At 63.7% G+C, this 13,173-nt stretch carries 13 protein-coding genes and 2 pseudogenes; 4 read left to right on the top strand and 11 right to left on the bottom strand.

Going from position 1 to position 13,173, the window contains the following annotated elements:
* Positions 1–17: 17 nt before the first annotated feature.
* Entirely contained in the window at positions 18–731 is a 714-nt protein-coding gene (locus tag MYCSP_RS22000) for a DUF1326 domain-containing protein (protein WP_083019590.1), read from the bottom strand.
* A 144-nt stretch (positions 732–875) separates the two neighbouring features.
* On the opposite strand from MYCSP_RS22000, the gene MYCSP_RS22005 reads away from it, so the two are divergent.
* Positions 876–1,769 carry an amidohydrolase family protein gene (locus tag MYCSP_RS22005; RefSeq protein WP_083019550.1) on the top strand — a complete coding sequence of 298 codons (894 nt, stop codon included), beginning with the start codon at positions 876–878 and terminating at the stop codon, positions 1,767–1,769.
* On the opposite strand, the gene MYCSP_RS22010 is transcribed toward MYCSP_RS22005, so the two are convergent.
* From MYCSP_RS22010 to MYCSP_RS22040, 7 genes are read right to left on the bottom strand one after another with little or no spacing between them, the layout of a single operon-like run.
* Positions 1,766–3,400 carry an AMP-binding protein gene (locus MYCSP_RS22010; protein WP_162266397.1) on the bottom strand — a complete coding sequence of 545 codons (1,635 nt, stop codon included), beginning with the start codon at positions 3,398–3,400 and terminating at the stop codon, positions 1,766–1,768. The genes MYCSP_RS22005 and MYCSP_RS22010 overlap by 4 nt on opposite strands.
* A gap of 23 nt (positions 3,401–3,423) precedes the next feature.
* Entirely contained in the window at positions 3,424–3,729 is a 306-nt protein-coding gene (locus MYCSP_RS22015; RefSeq protein WP_088415147.1) for an acyl carrier protein, read from the bottom strand.
* Positions 3,726–4,421: an ABC transporter ATP-binding protein gene (locus MYCSP_RS22020; RefSeq protein WP_088415149.1), complete on the bottom strand. Its 696-nt coding sequence runs from the start codon at positions 4,419–4,421 to the stop codon at positions 3,726–3,728. Before MYCSP_RS22020 ends, MYCSP_RS22015 begins: the two co-directional genes overlap by 4 nt.
* Positions 4,418–5,524 carry an ABC transporter permease gene (locus MYCSP_RS22025; RefSeq protein ID WP_083019557.1) on the bottom strand — a complete coding sequence of 369 codons (1,107 nt, stop codon included), beginning with the start codon at positions 5,522–5,524 and terminating at the stop codon, positions 4,418–4,420. Before MYCSP_RS22025 ends, MYCSP_RS22020 begins: the two co-directional genes overlap by 4 nt.
* Positions 5,521–6,711: a cysteine desulfurase family protein gene (locus tag MYCSP_RS22030; RefSeq protein ID WP_083019559.1), complete on the bottom strand. Its 1,191-nt coding sequence runs from the start codon at positions 6,709–6,711 to the stop codon at positions 5,521–5,523. The genes MYCSP_RS22025 and MYCSP_RS22030 overlap by 4 nt, the downstream gene beginning before the upstream one ends.
* Positions 6,686–7,087 (bottom strand): iron-sulfur cluster assembly scaffold protein, encoded by a 402-nt coding sequence (locus MYCSP_RS22035; protein WP_088415151.1) that lies wholly within the window; start codon positions 7,085–7,087, stop codon positions 6,686–6,688. Before MYCSP_RS22035 ends, MYCSP_RS22030 begins: the two co-directional genes overlap by 26 nt.
* Positions 7,087–8,232, bottom strand: a complete 1,146-nt coding sequence (locus tag MYCSP_RS22040; protein ID WP_083019562.1) for a LuxE/PaaK family acyltransferase — start codon at positions 8,230–8,232, stop codon at positions 7,087–7,089. Before MYCSP_RS22040 ends, MYCSP_RS22035 begins: the two co-directional genes overlap by 1 nt.
* Positions 8,233–8,352: 120 nt before the next feature.
* On the opposite strand from MYCSP_RS22040, the gene MYCSP_RS22045 reads away from it, so the two are divergent.
* Positions 8,353–9,918 carry an acyl-CoA carboxylase subunit beta gene (locus tag MYCSP_RS22045; RefSeq protein ID WP_088415153.1) on the top strand — a complete coding sequence of 522 codons (1,566 nt, stop codon included), beginning with the start codon at positions 8,353–8,355 and terminating at the stop codon, positions 9,916–9,918.
* Positions 9,919–9,922: 4 nt separating this feature from the next.
* On the opposite strand, the gene MYCSP_RS22050 is transcribed toward MYCSP_RS22045, so the two are convergent.
* The gene (locus tag MYCSP_RS22050) at positions 9,923–10,594 is read right to left on the bottom strand and encodes a hypothetical protein (RefSeq protein ID WP_407661718.1); all 672 of its coding nucleotides are present in this window, start codon (positions 10,592–10,594) and stop codon (positions 9,923–9,925) included.
* Positions 10,595–10,736: 142 nt separating this feature from the next.
* Here MYCSP_RS22050 and MYCSP_RS22055 point away from each other — a divergent pair, with 142 nt between their 5' ends.
* A complete protein-coding gene (locus MYCSP_RS22055; protein WP_088415157.1) occupies positions 10,737–11,156 on the top strand; it encodes a TIGR03618 family F420-dependent PPOX class oxidoreductase in 420 nt (139 codons plus the stop codon).
* Positions 11,157–11,168: 12 nt separating this feature from the next.
* Positions 11,169–11,981, top strand: a complete 813-nt coding sequence (locus tag MYCSP_RS22060; RefSeq protein WP_088415159.1) for an alpha/beta fold hydrolase — start codon at positions 11,169–11,171, stop codon at positions 11,979–11,981.
* Here MYCSP_RS22060 and MYCSP_RS23190 read toward each other — a convergent pair.
* Together MYCSP_RS23190 and MYCSP_RS22065 are read right to left on the bottom strand one after the other, a co-directional pair.
* Positions 11,978–12,058, bottom strand: a pseudogene (locus MYCSP_RS23190) (3-alpha-hydroxysteroid dehydrogenase); the annotation flags it as partial. The gene MYCSP_RS22060 and the pseudogene MYCSP_RS23190 sit on opposite strands and share 4 nt — an antisense overlap.
* A gap of 227 nt (positions 12,059–12,285) precedes the next feature.
* Positions 12,286–12,715: pseudogene (locus MYCSP_RS22065) on the bottom strand (hypothetical protein); the annotation flags it as partial.
* Positions 12,716–13,173: the final 458 nt, after the last annotated feature.

Genomic DNA, 13,173 nt, shown 5'->3' on the forward strand with positions numbered 1-13,173 from the left:
GCGGCCGTGAACACGACCTAGTTCGAGCAGCAGCATCCGCCTTGCTGAGCCGGCGCCAATTCCTCGGCAACCTCTGGCACGGTGCCGTCGGGGCGCCAATCGAACGGGAAGTGCTTGCTCGAAGCGCCGCGGTGCTCGTGCGACCACTCGAACCCAACGGAATGGTCCTTCTTCACCACTCCCCACGTAGCGATCTGCCCGGGTCCGACTTCTGCGCCCGGCGCGTTCGCGGTGGTGACCCTGCGAGTGGGATCCGCGGTGGGCCCGGTCAAGGCCTCCACATGCAGATCCACCTTGCCGGGAATCTCCGCGCTCCAACTCGCCAGATCGTCGGCCTTGTCGAAGTTGATCGGAACGTACTCGATACCCCGCAGCTCCTCGATGAGACTTGCGAATTCGGCAGGCCAGCCACCTTCCTTGCCGGTGAAGATGCGCTCGAGAGCGACGCGCTGGCGAGCGTCGGCGTCCTCATCGATGTAGAACATCAGCTTCATGGTCGCGTCCGGATCACCGATCCACATGTTGCCCTGGAATTCGCCTTGGGCCACCACGCCCAGACCACTCAAATCAACATCGCCCCAATGCCCCTCGCTGACATGCCACACCAAGGTGAACAGGCAATCACCGTGGGTGGGTTCCTGCGCGAAGCTGCACGGGCACGGCAGCTTGCAACTGCACACATCGAACCAATCGCCCTTCAGGTTCCAGTCGTAGGTCTCTGTCGCTGACATAGTGTCCATTTCCTTTCTATACCCCATAGGGGTATCTGACCAGATTGAACCTAGCAGCGAGCAGCCCACGCCGGCAAGTACCCCTAGGGGGTATTTTTCCGAGTCGCGGTTACGCCGGGTAGATCGATTGATATAGATAGGCGTATGTCCAATTCGGCCTTCGATCCTGCGCCCGTCAGACAGATCTGGCAGCAGCTGGGAATCCCAGGGATCGTGGACGTTCACACTCATTTCATGCCCAAGTCCGTCATGGACAAGGTGTGGGCGTACTTCGACTCCGCCGGGCCACTGGTAGGACGGCCCTGGCCTATCACCTACCGCGCCGAGGAGTCCCAACGAGTTGCGACGCTGCGCGAGTTCGGGTTGTTGTGCTTCACGTCGTTGATCTATCCGCACAAACCTCAGATGGCGGCCTGGCTGAACCAGTGGGCTGCCCAGTTCGCGGCACAAACACCGGACTGCATCCACACGGCCACCTTCTTTCCCGAGCCTGAGGCCTTCGACTACACACGCGCAGCGCTCGATGCCGGCGTTCGCGTGTTCAAGGTCCACATCCAGGTCGGTGCCTTCTCTCCTACCGATCCCCTACTCAAGCCGGTGTGGGGTCTGATCGAAGACGCCGGAGTTCCGGTGGTGATTCACTGCGGTTCGGGCCCCGCTGCGGGTGAATTCACCGGACCTGATCGCGTCAAGGCACTGCTCAAGCAGTTCCCCAGGCTGCGCCTGATCGTCGCGCACATGGGCATGCCCGAGTACACCGATTTCCTGGACCTCGCTGAGGAATACGACGACGTGCGGCTCGACACCACCATGGCCTTCACCGATTTCTCCGAAGAGAAGGCGCCCTTTCCGCAGGCCGACTATCCGAGGCTTCAGCACCTCGGCCACAAGATCCTCTTCGGTAGCGATTTCCCCAATATTCCCTACGGATACACCGAAGCGATCACCGCGCTGCAGTCGCTGCCCGGAGTCGACGACGATTGGATGCGGGCAGTTCTCTATCGCAACGGCGCAGGGCTGTTCGGCATCGGCGGCTAGACCAACGAGCCATTTCGATACGCCTCACGCACCCTGAGCCGCTGGCGTTTTCCGCTGGTGGTACGCGGAATGGTTCGGGCCGGCACCAGCACGACCTCGTCAAGGGAGAACCCGAAGGCGGCGCGCACGCCACCGGCGATGCGCACACGAAGCTCGTCGTACTCGTCGGACGACGCGCGGGTTCCCACGACGGCGATCACCGATTCACGGGCACGTTGTTCGTCACGCATGGAGAAGACGACAGACACACCTCCGGCCCCGGACAAGCCATCGATCTCACGCTCGACGTCGTAGGGCGGAAAGTTTCGTCCGCGCACGATGAGCATTTCCTTGTGACGGCCCACCACGAACAATTCACCACCGGCGAGAAAGCCACGATCCCCGGTGTCGTGCCATCCGTCCTCGGGTGCGGCCACCCCTCCATCGGGGTTCAGATAGCCAAGCATGACCGACGGACCGAGCACCTGGATGTCGCCCACGGCCCCGTCGGGTGACAGCTCGCCATCGGGAGTGACGATGCGCAGCCGCAAGCCGTCAACCACCTGTCCACAGGACACGACAGGCAGGCCGTCATCCGGACTGTCGCCGACCCGGACCCTGCCGAAGGACGATGCATCCGCGGAACAGGGCTGCAATGCCACGGTTGTCGCAAGCACGGTCTCAGCCATGCCGTAGCAGGGCACCAGCACATCGGTTCGCATCCCCAGCGGGACAAGGCGCTCGGTGACGTCGCGCATCACCGAATACGGAATGGGCTCGGCGCCGACGTAGGCATGGCGCAGCGCAGACAGGTCCACATCGGTGGGGGTGCCGCTGCGCGCGATCGCCTCAAATACTGCCCGGTACGCGAAGGGCGGGCCCGCGGTGTGCGTAGAACCGTGATGTGACATATGCCGGACCCACGACACCGGATCCCGCAGAAATCCCATGGGGGTCATGACCCCCACCCGCAGACCGTAGAGGAGCGCGGCCAGCACCTGAATGAAACCCATATCGTGGTAGAACGGCAACCAACTGAACACCCGATCTCGACCACGCAATGCCCTTGTGCCGTACGCGATTGCGCTCGTATTGTGGACCACATTGCCATGCGTCAACAGCACCGCTCTGGGAGCCGATGTCGATCCAGACGTCAGCTGGATGTGGTGGACGTCATCGGGCTTGGATCTCGAACATCGCTGCCAGTCAATCGGATCCGCATCGATCAGCTCGCCGTACATCGACACGTTCGGATGCGTGATCGCGACGGCAATCCGCGGTGGCGCGATGACCATGGCGGGGCTGACAACTCCCAGCGCCGCATTGAGATGCGCCACACCCGACGATTCCGGTCGCTGCGGGGTCTGCGGTGGGGCGAGCGCGCACGGCACCGCCCCCAGCAACAACACCGCCAGCAGAGTGGTCAGATATTCTTCGTCGTTCGCGGCGATCATCGCCACGCGATCTCCGTGCCGCAGTCCGCGTGCCGCCAGTGCCGCTGCCCGAATCCGGCTGGTAAGAACCAGATCTGCTGCCGACAGCGTATGCAGGTGACTACGCGAATCGTAGAAGTCGACCTGCTCCAGTTCCGAACGCAGCAAAGCGGCGTAGTCGATCGCTCCGGACGCCATGGCCGGAGCGTTCGCACCCACGTGCTGGCGAATCGCTAAATCACTCATGCCTGTTCGCGGCGTTTCGCCTTGTCGCGCAGACGCTGACGGATGAAGGTGCCGATATCGCCTACCACCGTGAACGCGAACGCCTCCTCTTCCGGGATGAACACGGTGAACCTGTCCTCCAGCTCATTCATCAACGCCATCAGCACCACGGAGTCGACCGGCAGGGCAAGTAGCGCAGTGCCGGCATCGACCGCACCCACATCGACCTGCGCCAGATCTTCCGGCGGAAGCAATCTGCCCAACGCCTCCCGGAGCGCTCCGATGATTTCCGCATCCTCAGGCAGCACAGCGGTTTCCGTCATTGACTCTCCTTCTCCAGCAGCACCCCGTCCTCAAGGTGCAACACACGATCCGCAATACCGGTAAGCCGCAGATCGTGGGTCACGATCACGACTGCCGCTCCCTGGGTTCGCGCTGCGTCCGCGAGCTGCTCGGCCACCTTCTTACCGGTGGCCGAATCGAGGTTGGCGGTCGGCTCGTCGGCCAGGACCAGACCCGGGCGTGCCACCAGCGCACGCGCGGCCGCCACACGTTGCTTCTCTCCTCCCGAGAGCGCCGGCGGGCGGTGATCGGTCCGATGCGACAACCCGAGTTCACCCAGCAGTTCGCGAGCACGAGACATGGCGGTATTCTTCTTGACCCCGGCATAGCGCAACGGCAGTGCCACGTTCTCGGTGCTCGTCAGCGCGTTGAGCAGGTTGTACTCCTGGAAGAGAAATCCCAAGCGTTCCAGACGGATCCGTGCGCGCTCTCGCTCATCCAGTTCACTGACATCCTGACCGTCAATCCGTACAGACCCCGACCGCGGGGTCAGCAACAGCCCCATGACTAGCAGCGCTGTGGTCTTGCCACCTCCCGAGGGGCCCACAACCAGCACCACCTCATGGGCTTTGACCGTGAGGTCCAACCCTCGCAGCGCGTGCACCGACGCGTCGCCGGTGCCGTACTGGTGCTCCACATTCTCAAGTTGCAAAACAGGATTCATCGAACTCATCTCCGGAACGCTTGCGCAGGATCGATCCGGGTAACCCGCCGCACCGGGATCAGCGACCCGATGATCGCCATGACACCGGTGGCGGCGGCCATTGCGGCGAGCATGGTGGGAGTGACCTCCACCATGACGTCGCCCATTCGGTCCTTCACCAGAAACTGCACCCCATAGGTGATGCCCGCCCCCCATAGGTACCCGAGCCCGGCGATCAGCGCCGCCTGGGCAATCACGGTGCGACACAACTGCCCCGGGCGCACACCCAATGCACGTAGCACCCCGAAATCACCCATCTGCTCGGTGGTCACCGCTAGGACTGTCAAGCCCACCAGAGCCACTCCGACCAACGCGGCGATCCCGATCATCGTCTTCAGCGGTCGTCCGATCATCGAGATGACGATGGCCCGGCTGTTCTCGGCGAAAGCGGCAGAGGTGAGCGCATCCATTCCGGGTGCGCCCTTGCGCACTGCGTCCGCGACCTGATCGCCGGTGAATCCCTCGGCGGGCTGAACCAGAAAGTAGGACACCCGATTTCCCGCACGCAACAAATGTGCCGCGTCGGGAAGGGAGACGAACGCGTAGAAATTGCCGACAGCGGCGGTCTGGTTGGACAACCCCACCACCGTGAAGTCACCATCCACGAGTTGCACGGTGTCGCCGACATGAATTTTGTTCTTCTTGGCCAGCACCCTGTCCAAGACAACCTCACCGGACCCGATCACGTTGCGGCCCTCCGATAACGACCACGGACCGCCCACCCCGGTGGCGGTGTCGTACCCGACCACGAAGTACGCGGTGTGACTACCGTCGTGCACGAAGTCCGAAGGCAAGCCGAGAATTGGATCTGCGGACCGCACGCCCGGGATCTTCAGTATCCGATCCTTGCCGTCGCCGGGCAGCCACGACACCGCGCGGAACATTTGGGATACGCCGGGCTGAACCACCCACACCGCGCCCTTGGAATGATCGATGTAGGTGGTCACCTGGTTCGTGGTACCGACGAAGATGCCGGACATCACCAGTACCAGGATCACCGCGACAGCGACACCGATCACCGAGAGCACAAATCGGGCACGCTCGGCCACAAGGTTTTTGACGGCAACGATCATCGGACCATCCCGCCTGCCATGGCGCGCAGCCTTCGCACCGCTCGGACCGTAACCGCGACGACCCTGTCGACATCCTCCGGTGAAATGCCGGGGCCCAGGGAAAAGCGCACCGTTCCCCGTGCCTGGTCTTCCGTCAGCCGCATCGCCTGCAGCACATGGGAAGCGGCGTCCTCGCCCGCGTGACAGGCCGACCCGGTGGACACATAAATGCCGTGCATATCGAGATCGTCGGCGAGGGTATCGGCGCGAATGCCGTCGAAGCGCACGCTGAGGGTCTCCTCCAGTACCGGCTCGGTCACGTTGAGATGCACTCCGCCCGCCGCCCGCAAGCCGTCGATCAGCTGCTCGCGACGATCCCGCACATCCAGGCGGTAGCCCATCTCCAGCGTGCGCAAGTACACGTCGGCCGCCGCGGCCATGCCGAGCGCCCCGGGCACGTTCTCGGTACCCGCACGCAGCCGATTCTCCTGTGGCCCTCCACGCATCACCGGTGACAGCCGATGTCCGCGCCGGACAAGTAGTGCGCCCATTCCCCGTGGACCGCCGAACTTGTGGCCCGACACCGAGATCATGGTGGCGTCGATGACTGCCAGGTCGAGCTTGCCCGCGGTGTGCACGGCATCGGTATGGAACGCGGCACCCGATCGCGCGGCGATACCGGCAATCTCCTGGACGGGTTGGATGGCACCAGTCTCGTTGTTGGCGTGCATCACCGAGACCAACACGGTGTCGAGCCGCACCGCGCGGGCCACGGCCGCGGCATCGATATGCCCCGTGTGTCCGGGATCCACCCAACTGACCTCGACCCCCAGTTCCTGCAAGGCGTGTGCGTTGGCCAGGACGGCAGGATGCTCGATGGACGATGTCACCAGATGCCCCTGAAACCCAACGGCGGCAAAGGTTCCCCACAGCGCCAGGGTGTTCGCCTCGCTGCCGCCGGAGGTCAGTACGACCTCCTCGGCATCGGCCCCGAACATCTGCGCGATGGTGCGGCGGGCCTTGGCAAGGGCATCCGCAGCATCGCGCCCCGCGCCGTGGCGACTCGATGGATTACCCACCAACCGATGCCCGATCAACACGGCCTCGGCGGCCAGGGGATGCAGCGGCGCGGTGGCAGCGTAGTCCAGGTAAATCTCGGCAGGAGCGACCTGCGCGGGCGGATCAAGAACCGGGGAGGGTGCTGACATCTTCGTAAATTCCGTTGCGGTAGTTGTTGGCTAGGCGTTGCGCGACGTCGGCGCCAAGTGCGGCGACATGTTGCTGTTCCGGCGAAAGGCCTCCCGACCACTCCGCGACCTGGGTCGCCTCGATCGTCGCGATCGTTTCCACCGGCATTCCGCCGAGCCGCTCGGTCAGGATGGACGCGACCGCCAGTGAGGCCGAACATCCGTAGGCCTCGAATCCGATCAGGCTCACAGCGTCGTCACGAATCTGCGCGCTCAACAGGATCTGATCACCACACACCGGATTTCCGATGAATGCGCAGACATCGGCCTGCTCGACGCGGCCCGAATTGCGCGGATTGGTGAAATGGTCCACCACCGTCGGGCTGAACCGGGGCACTAGGCGCCCACCCCGGAATCCACAAGCTCGCACTCGACGACGACTTCCCTTGAGTCGATGTATTTTTCGATGCTGACAGCGCAGCAGCCCAGCTCGGCGCCTTGACGGCGCCGCCGGAACTTCACAGTCTGACCCGTGCGGCCGCAGGGGCAGTCGGACTCGTCTACCTCACCGATATCGTCGGAAAGCAGAAAGCCTGGGTACGCGGTGTTCAGCGCATCCAGAATTGCTATCCCGCCGGTCTTTCCGGGCTCCAGCTCGACCGAAGCGTCGGTGACGTCACGAATAGAGATGTAGCACCACGGCGGCACATGCTTGCGCTGATGTTCGCACTCGATGGCAAGCATGTTCGACTCGATCATCCCGTACATGTCGCGGATGCGGGTCCGCTCGATCCCCAGCACACGCTGCGCCTTGTCGTTGAATTCGTCGCGGCTGATCGAGTTGCCGGTGTATTGCTTCCAGCCGCCGAGCATGATGATCAGCGAGTCCGGATCGAGGGTGAGCGGAATATCTTCCAACTCCAGGTATTTGAGGAACCGCGCGATGATGAAGGGCGGACCGATGAGGTGCCGGGTCATCCGCCCCTCCCAATTGCGCAGGTGGGTCAGAGCCTCCTCCGGGTCGAAGGAGTACTCCCGTACCACGTAGCGATGGTCGTCGAGCATCCCGGTGAGCAGGTTGAAGATCTTCACCATGCCCATCTCAGGCACCTCTGCGGTGGACGGGCACAGGAACAGCCCCGCACCCTGCGAGACGCCGAAGAAGTCGCGGTATCCGCCGAAGATTCCCACCGATGCCCGGGTCACCGTGCTCGAGTCGCGCCGCGCCACCGACGGCACGCCGCTGGTCCCGGTGGACCGGATCTCGATCTCGACATCCTCGAGCCCACAGGTCATGAGCACGTGCGCCCCGGCCTGCTTGAACATGCTGACCGGCAGCAGCGGAATGCGGTGCAGATCGGCCCCCACGCGGATATCGGCAGGCGTGAGGCCCGCCGCGTCGCACTGGGCACGGTAGAAGCCGTTGCGTTCGAAGTGCAACGCGAAGGATTCACGCATCACACCGGTGAGCGACTCACGCCAGTCCTCCCGCGTCGCTCGGAGGGCTTCCCCCGGCATCCCGAGCATGGTGACCAAATCCACTGCGCATCTCCTTTGACTGCCTAGCCCACACAGGGCATCGGTGGAGTGGTCGAATCATCGTGAGGAAAAGTTCCCGCAGATCTTCGAGTGTTCTGACGGCGGTATGGAAGAGTCCGCACCATGGCCGATGAACCGTTGCGTCCCGACCACGCGGAGCTACTAGCCAGGCGTGCGCTCACCGAGGACGCCGCGCGCCCCGACGCGGTTGCGCGCCGCCACGCAGCCGGCGGGCGCACTGCCCGCGAAAACATCGCCGATCTGGTCGACGCCGGATCCTTCGTGGAATACGGGCGATTCGCCATTGCCGCGCAACGCGGCCGCCGAGAGCTCGCCGACTTGATCGCCCGCACACCTGCGGACGGGCTCGTGGCGGGAACGGCGCGCATCAACAGCGACACGTTCGGCCCCGACCGCAGCGCGTGCGCCGTGCTGTCCTACGACTACACCGTCTTGGCCGGCACCCAAGGTGCGCTCGGGCACCATAAGAAGGACAGGCTCTTCGATCTGATCGAACGTATGAAGCTGCCCACGGTGTTCTTCGCCGAGGGTGGCGGTGGTCGGCCCGGCGATACCGATTACCCGGTGGTCTCGATGCTCGACGTGCGCGCGTTCAAATTGTGGGCGGCGCTGTCGGGGGTAGTACCGCGGATTTCGGTGGTCAAGGGCCGATGCTTCGCGGGCAATGCCGTGATCGCGGGCTGCTCGGATCTGATCGTGGCGACCAGGGATACGTCGATCGGCATGGGCGGTCCCGCCATGATCGCCGGCGGAGGGCTCGGCGAGGTGCACCCCGACGAAGTCGGACCCCTGGCGGTCCAGTCCCCCAACGGTGTCGTCGATGTGGTGGTGGACGATGAGGAGCAGGCCGTCGCCGTCGCCAAGCGGCTCATCGGGTATTTCCAGGGGGCAACGGATTCCGGCGAAGGTGCGGACCAAACCGCTTTGCGGACCATGATTCCCGAGCGTGCACGGCGCGCCTACCCCGTGGCACCGATCATCGAAACGCTGGCCGATGTCGGCTCGGTGACCTTCCTACGCGAGAAGTTCGCTCCTGAGATGGTGACGGCGCTCGCCCGCATCGAAGGCCGCGCCGTCGGCGTCCTCGCCAACAATTCGATGGTGATGGCGGGGGCGATCACCGCCGCCGCTTCGGATAAGGCCGCACGGTTCCTGCAACTCTGCGACGCATTCGGGCTGCCGGTGCTCTCGCTGGTCGATTGCCCGGGATACATGGTCGGTCCAGCCGCGGAAGCTGACGCACTGGTCCGGCGCGCCTCGCGCATGCTCGTCGCCGGAGCCGCGCTACGCGTGCCCCTGGTCTCGGTCATTCTGCGCCGCGGGTATGGGCTTGGCGCACAAGCCATGACGGGCGGAAGTCTGCAGGAGCCCCTGCTCACGGTTGCCTGGCCGGGTGCGCACCTGGGGCCGATGGGCCTGGAAGGGGCGGTACGTCTGGGGCTACGTAAGGAACTGGAGGCGATACCCGACGAGGAGGCCCGCGAGGAGGCCGTGCGCCAAGCCACCGCTGCGGCACAAGAGAACGCCAAGGCGCTCAACGCCGCTCAGATCTTTGAGATCGACGACGTGATCGACCCGGCAGAGACGCGCTCACTCGTCGCCTCGACGTTCGCCGCGGCCATGCGGGAACCGTTGCCGCCCAGACGATCTGTCGTCGATACCTGGTAGACGATCAGCTGGCAGTCTCCACGAACTCACGCTTTCCATAGCGCAGGGTGGCGTCCTGCCAACGGCCACCGGCGGCACCGACCAGGCGTTTCGCGACGTTCACGTCGGCGGCGTCCGCGATCAGGATCAACCACCCGTCTTCGGTGATCGAACCTCCGGCCAGGGCCTCGCGCGCGGCCTTGTCCGCGGCCAGTGCGTCGTGGAACCGAACCCTGTCGACACCCGGAACCTCCACTGCCACCGCGTTGATCCCGGCGTCTCCGGCGGGCAGGTACTCGAAGGTGAGCACCGATTCCTGATTGAACTGCTGGCCTACCTGCTCACCGATGCGGTGCAGATCGTCACGATCCACGCAGGCGAGTTCGAAGGCACGCGAACGCTCATAGGTCATGCGGTTGGTGTCCTGCGACCAATAGACACCGTCGACCGGCGTCGACCGCACGGGGAGGACAAAATTCTGAACGGTCATCGCGCTCACCTGCAGCGAGAAATCGTCAAGTGGGTCTCGCAGCCGCCCGTCCGCAGGATCGGCGATGATCGCGGTGTTGTTCGTGGCGAAGAGCTCTGCCTGAGGCTGGGCCGGGTCTCCCGGAACACAGGCCTGCGGATCGGCGTGGGCGTATCCCGCTGGCTGCCCAGACACGATGAATGCCAGCACAGCCAGGCCTGCCGCGATCTTGTGCGTCACGCCGTCATTATCCCGACACGCCGCCTTATGGCGGAAGTATGCGATACAAATCCGCCACGACAACGCGTGTCGGCACAGCGGGGCTATGGATTTGACCTCAAGTGCACATGAGATTCTAGGTTGAGGAACCATGACCTCGATCCACGATCCGGCCGTCCGAAAGTTCCTCGACTCCACGCCCGCCCTGATAGGGCAATTGGGATATCTCGGCGTCGACGGCCGGCCACTGATTCTGCCCGTCTGGTACCGGCTCGCCGAGGATCACCTACAGTTCGTCACGCACCTGAGTTCTCGTAAAGTCAAGGCCTTGCAACGTGATCCGCGCGCGGTCATCACGGTGGCGACTCAAACCGAGCCCTACCTATACGTCCAGCTCCAGGGTGAGGCCAAGGTGGAATCCGACGAATCCGAGGTTCGAGCGACACTGATCGACATCACCTCCCGGTACCTGGGAGCCGACCGCGCCGAGCTCTACGTGGACGAGCACCACAGCGCCCCCGGCGAAGCGATCGTGCACGTGCACCCCGTACGCGTTCACACGGGACTCTAGGGCGGACCGCTGATGTACACCATCACCATCGATGACACGCAGATCACCTTTGACGATCAAGGCCTGGACAACGGGCCCACGTTGCTGCTGCTCACCGGGTGGGGACACGACCACCGCGCATACGACGAACTCATGCCCTATCTGGTCCCCCACCATCGCGTGATCCGCATGGATTGGCGGGGCCATGGCGTCGATCGCACACCCGCTGCCGACTTCGGTCTTGCAGAACAGGTTTCCGATGTCATCGGGTTACTCGATGCCCTGAGCGTGGAGTCGTTTGTACCCGTCGCGCATGCCCATGCCGGGTGGACCGCACTGGAGCTCGCCGAGCGGCTGGGCGCAGAGCGGGTACCGGGTGTCATGATCGTGGACCTCATCATGTCGCAGGCCCCCGCCGAATTCCTCGACGGCATAAGGGCGTTCCGTGACCCGGCGAACTGGCGGTCGAGCCGCTTGGAGTTCCTCGACGCCTGGCTGGCCGGCAGCGGCAACGAGGCAGTCAACAGACACATCCGTTCGGAGATGGGCGGATTCGGATTCGATGTGTGGGCCCGCGCCGGTCGGGTTATCGAAGATGCGTATGCGACCTGGGGTTCACCCATGGCGCGGATGGAGAAATTGTCCGAACCGCGACGCGTGCACCATGTTTTCTGCAAGCCGGAGCGCACCGCCTACGACGATCTGCACGAGGAGTTCCGGGCGCGCAATCCCTGGTTCAGCTATGCACGACTGGACGGCACCACGCATTTCCCACAGCTGGAATTGCCGAAACGGTGCGCAGAGGAACTACTGGCGCTGCTGAGGACCGGCGATCGGGCCCACTGACCCATGATCGTCCGCAGAGTAGATCCGGCGGTCCAGCCACCGTCCACGGCAAGCTCGGCCCTGGTGACATAGCTGGCGGGCATCTCCCGCCCATCGGGACGAGTGAGCGACGACACGAGCGCAACCCAATTGTGGGATGGCGTCAAAGCTTGAGAGGCCGGTCAGATCTCTACAGAATCCGCTTCCGCGGGTGCTTCTTCGGCGGGTGCGGGCTCGGGCTGGGGTGCGAGCACCGTCGCGGGAATCACCTCGGGTCCCGCCGCATGCTCGGGCACGTCCAGCGGCGCGGGCTCTGCCGCTCCCTCGTTGTCCATGGGCAAGTACATGTGGCGCCCGAACTGAGGCTGGTAGGCGCCGCCGCCACCGATCTTCACGCCACCCCCCTCACCGCTGGAGACGGCAGTGCCGTCAGGCAGGGTGACAGCGGTGTGACCGCCGTTCCAGCCGATCACCAACGCACCGGGTGCGGTGCCGTACTTGAAACCACGTGCAAGAAGCGCGCGCTCCTGGTTCCCCGTGTTGAACCGAGAACCGAAGGCGGGGCGGTCGGTGGCGACGTTGGCCACCCAGGAAGCCAGGCCGGAGCAGTCGGTGCCCCGTGCGCTGTCTCCGCCCGAGATGTATGGCGTACCCGAGACCTGATGGATAAACGCCAGCAAAGCAGCGAGATCAGACATGGGACGCGACGCTAACAACCAGCTTGATGACCTGCCAAAATATGTGGCTTCCGTCATATTTGCTGGGAATTATGGCGAGAATTACTGTCCGCCAACGTGTTACTGATTACGGTAGTACATGTCTCGCCGTTCGTCCAACCCGACAAACCTGCAGGAAATGGTCGGTTTGTGGAATGTTCAGCGCCTTTGATTCGAAATTTGCTGTGCACTACCCACTTTGGTCACTTTTCTTGCACATCAGCGCAACTGTTGTATTAACGCAGGAAAATTTCTGTTACCTATCCCACCTTTTGGGCTATACGGGTCTCACTGGGTGGGATGGCTTGCGCGCTACCTCATTCGAGTTCACCGGCACCGCAGAAGGGCACGAAATAGACACCACGATCAGTTCCGCGGAGAGTGTCGAGAAACCTGACAGCTTGTACCGACTGGCGATCACCAGTCGGACTTCAGCCGTCCCGAATTCGGTTCCTGTCCGTATGTTTGCGCCGACAGATCTGTCGGATGCGCCGAAG

This window comes from Mycobacteroides saopaulense, from assembly GCF_001456355.1.
Classification (GTDB): domain Bacteria; phylum Actinomycetota; class Actinomycetes; order Mycobacteriales; family Mycobacteriaceae; genus Mycobacterium; species Mycobacterium saopaulense.

What these genes read in the sequence shown, in the direction of transcription:
- MYCSP_RS22000 (WP_083019590.1), bottom strand. Translation starts at nt 731, where the DNA reads ATGTCAGCGACAGAGACCTACGACTGGAACCTGAAGGGCGATTGGTTC.
- MYCSP_RS22015 (WP_088415147.1), bottom strand. Translation starts at nt 3,729, where the DNA reads ATGACGGAAACCGCTGTGCTGCCTGAGGATGCGGAAATCATCGGAGCG.
- MYCSP_RS22045 (WP_088415153.1), top strand. Translation starts at nt 8,353, where the DNA reads ATGGCCGATGAACCGTTGCGTCCCGACCACGCGGAGCTACTAGCCAGG.
- MYCSP_RS22005 (WP_083019550.1), top strand. Translation starts at nt 876, where the DNA reads ATGTCCAATTCGGCCTTCGATCCTGCGCCCGTCAGACAGATCTGGCAG.
- MYCSP_RS22020 (WP_088415149.1), bottom strand. Translation starts at nt 4,421, where the DNA reads ATGAGTTCGATGAATCCTGTTTTGCAACTTGAGAATGTGGAGCACCAG.
- MYCSP_RS22025 (WP_083019557.1), bottom strand. Translation starts at nt 5,524, where the DNA reads ATGATCGTTGCCGTCAAAAACCTTGTGGCCGAGCGTGCCCGATTTGTG.
- MYCSP_RS22060 (WP_088415159.1), top strand. Translation starts at nt 11,169, where the DNA reads ATGTACACCATCACCATCGATGACACGCAGATCACCTTTGACGATCAA.
- MYCSP_RS22055 (WP_088415157.1), top strand. Translation starts at nt 10,737, where the DNA reads ATGACCTCGATCCACGATCCGGCCGTCCGAAAGTTCCTCGACTCCACG.
- MYCSP_RS22030 (WP_083019559.1), bottom strand. Translation starts at nt 6,711, where the DNA reads ATGTCAGCACCCTCCCCGGTTCTTGATCCGCCCGCGCAGGTCGCTCCT.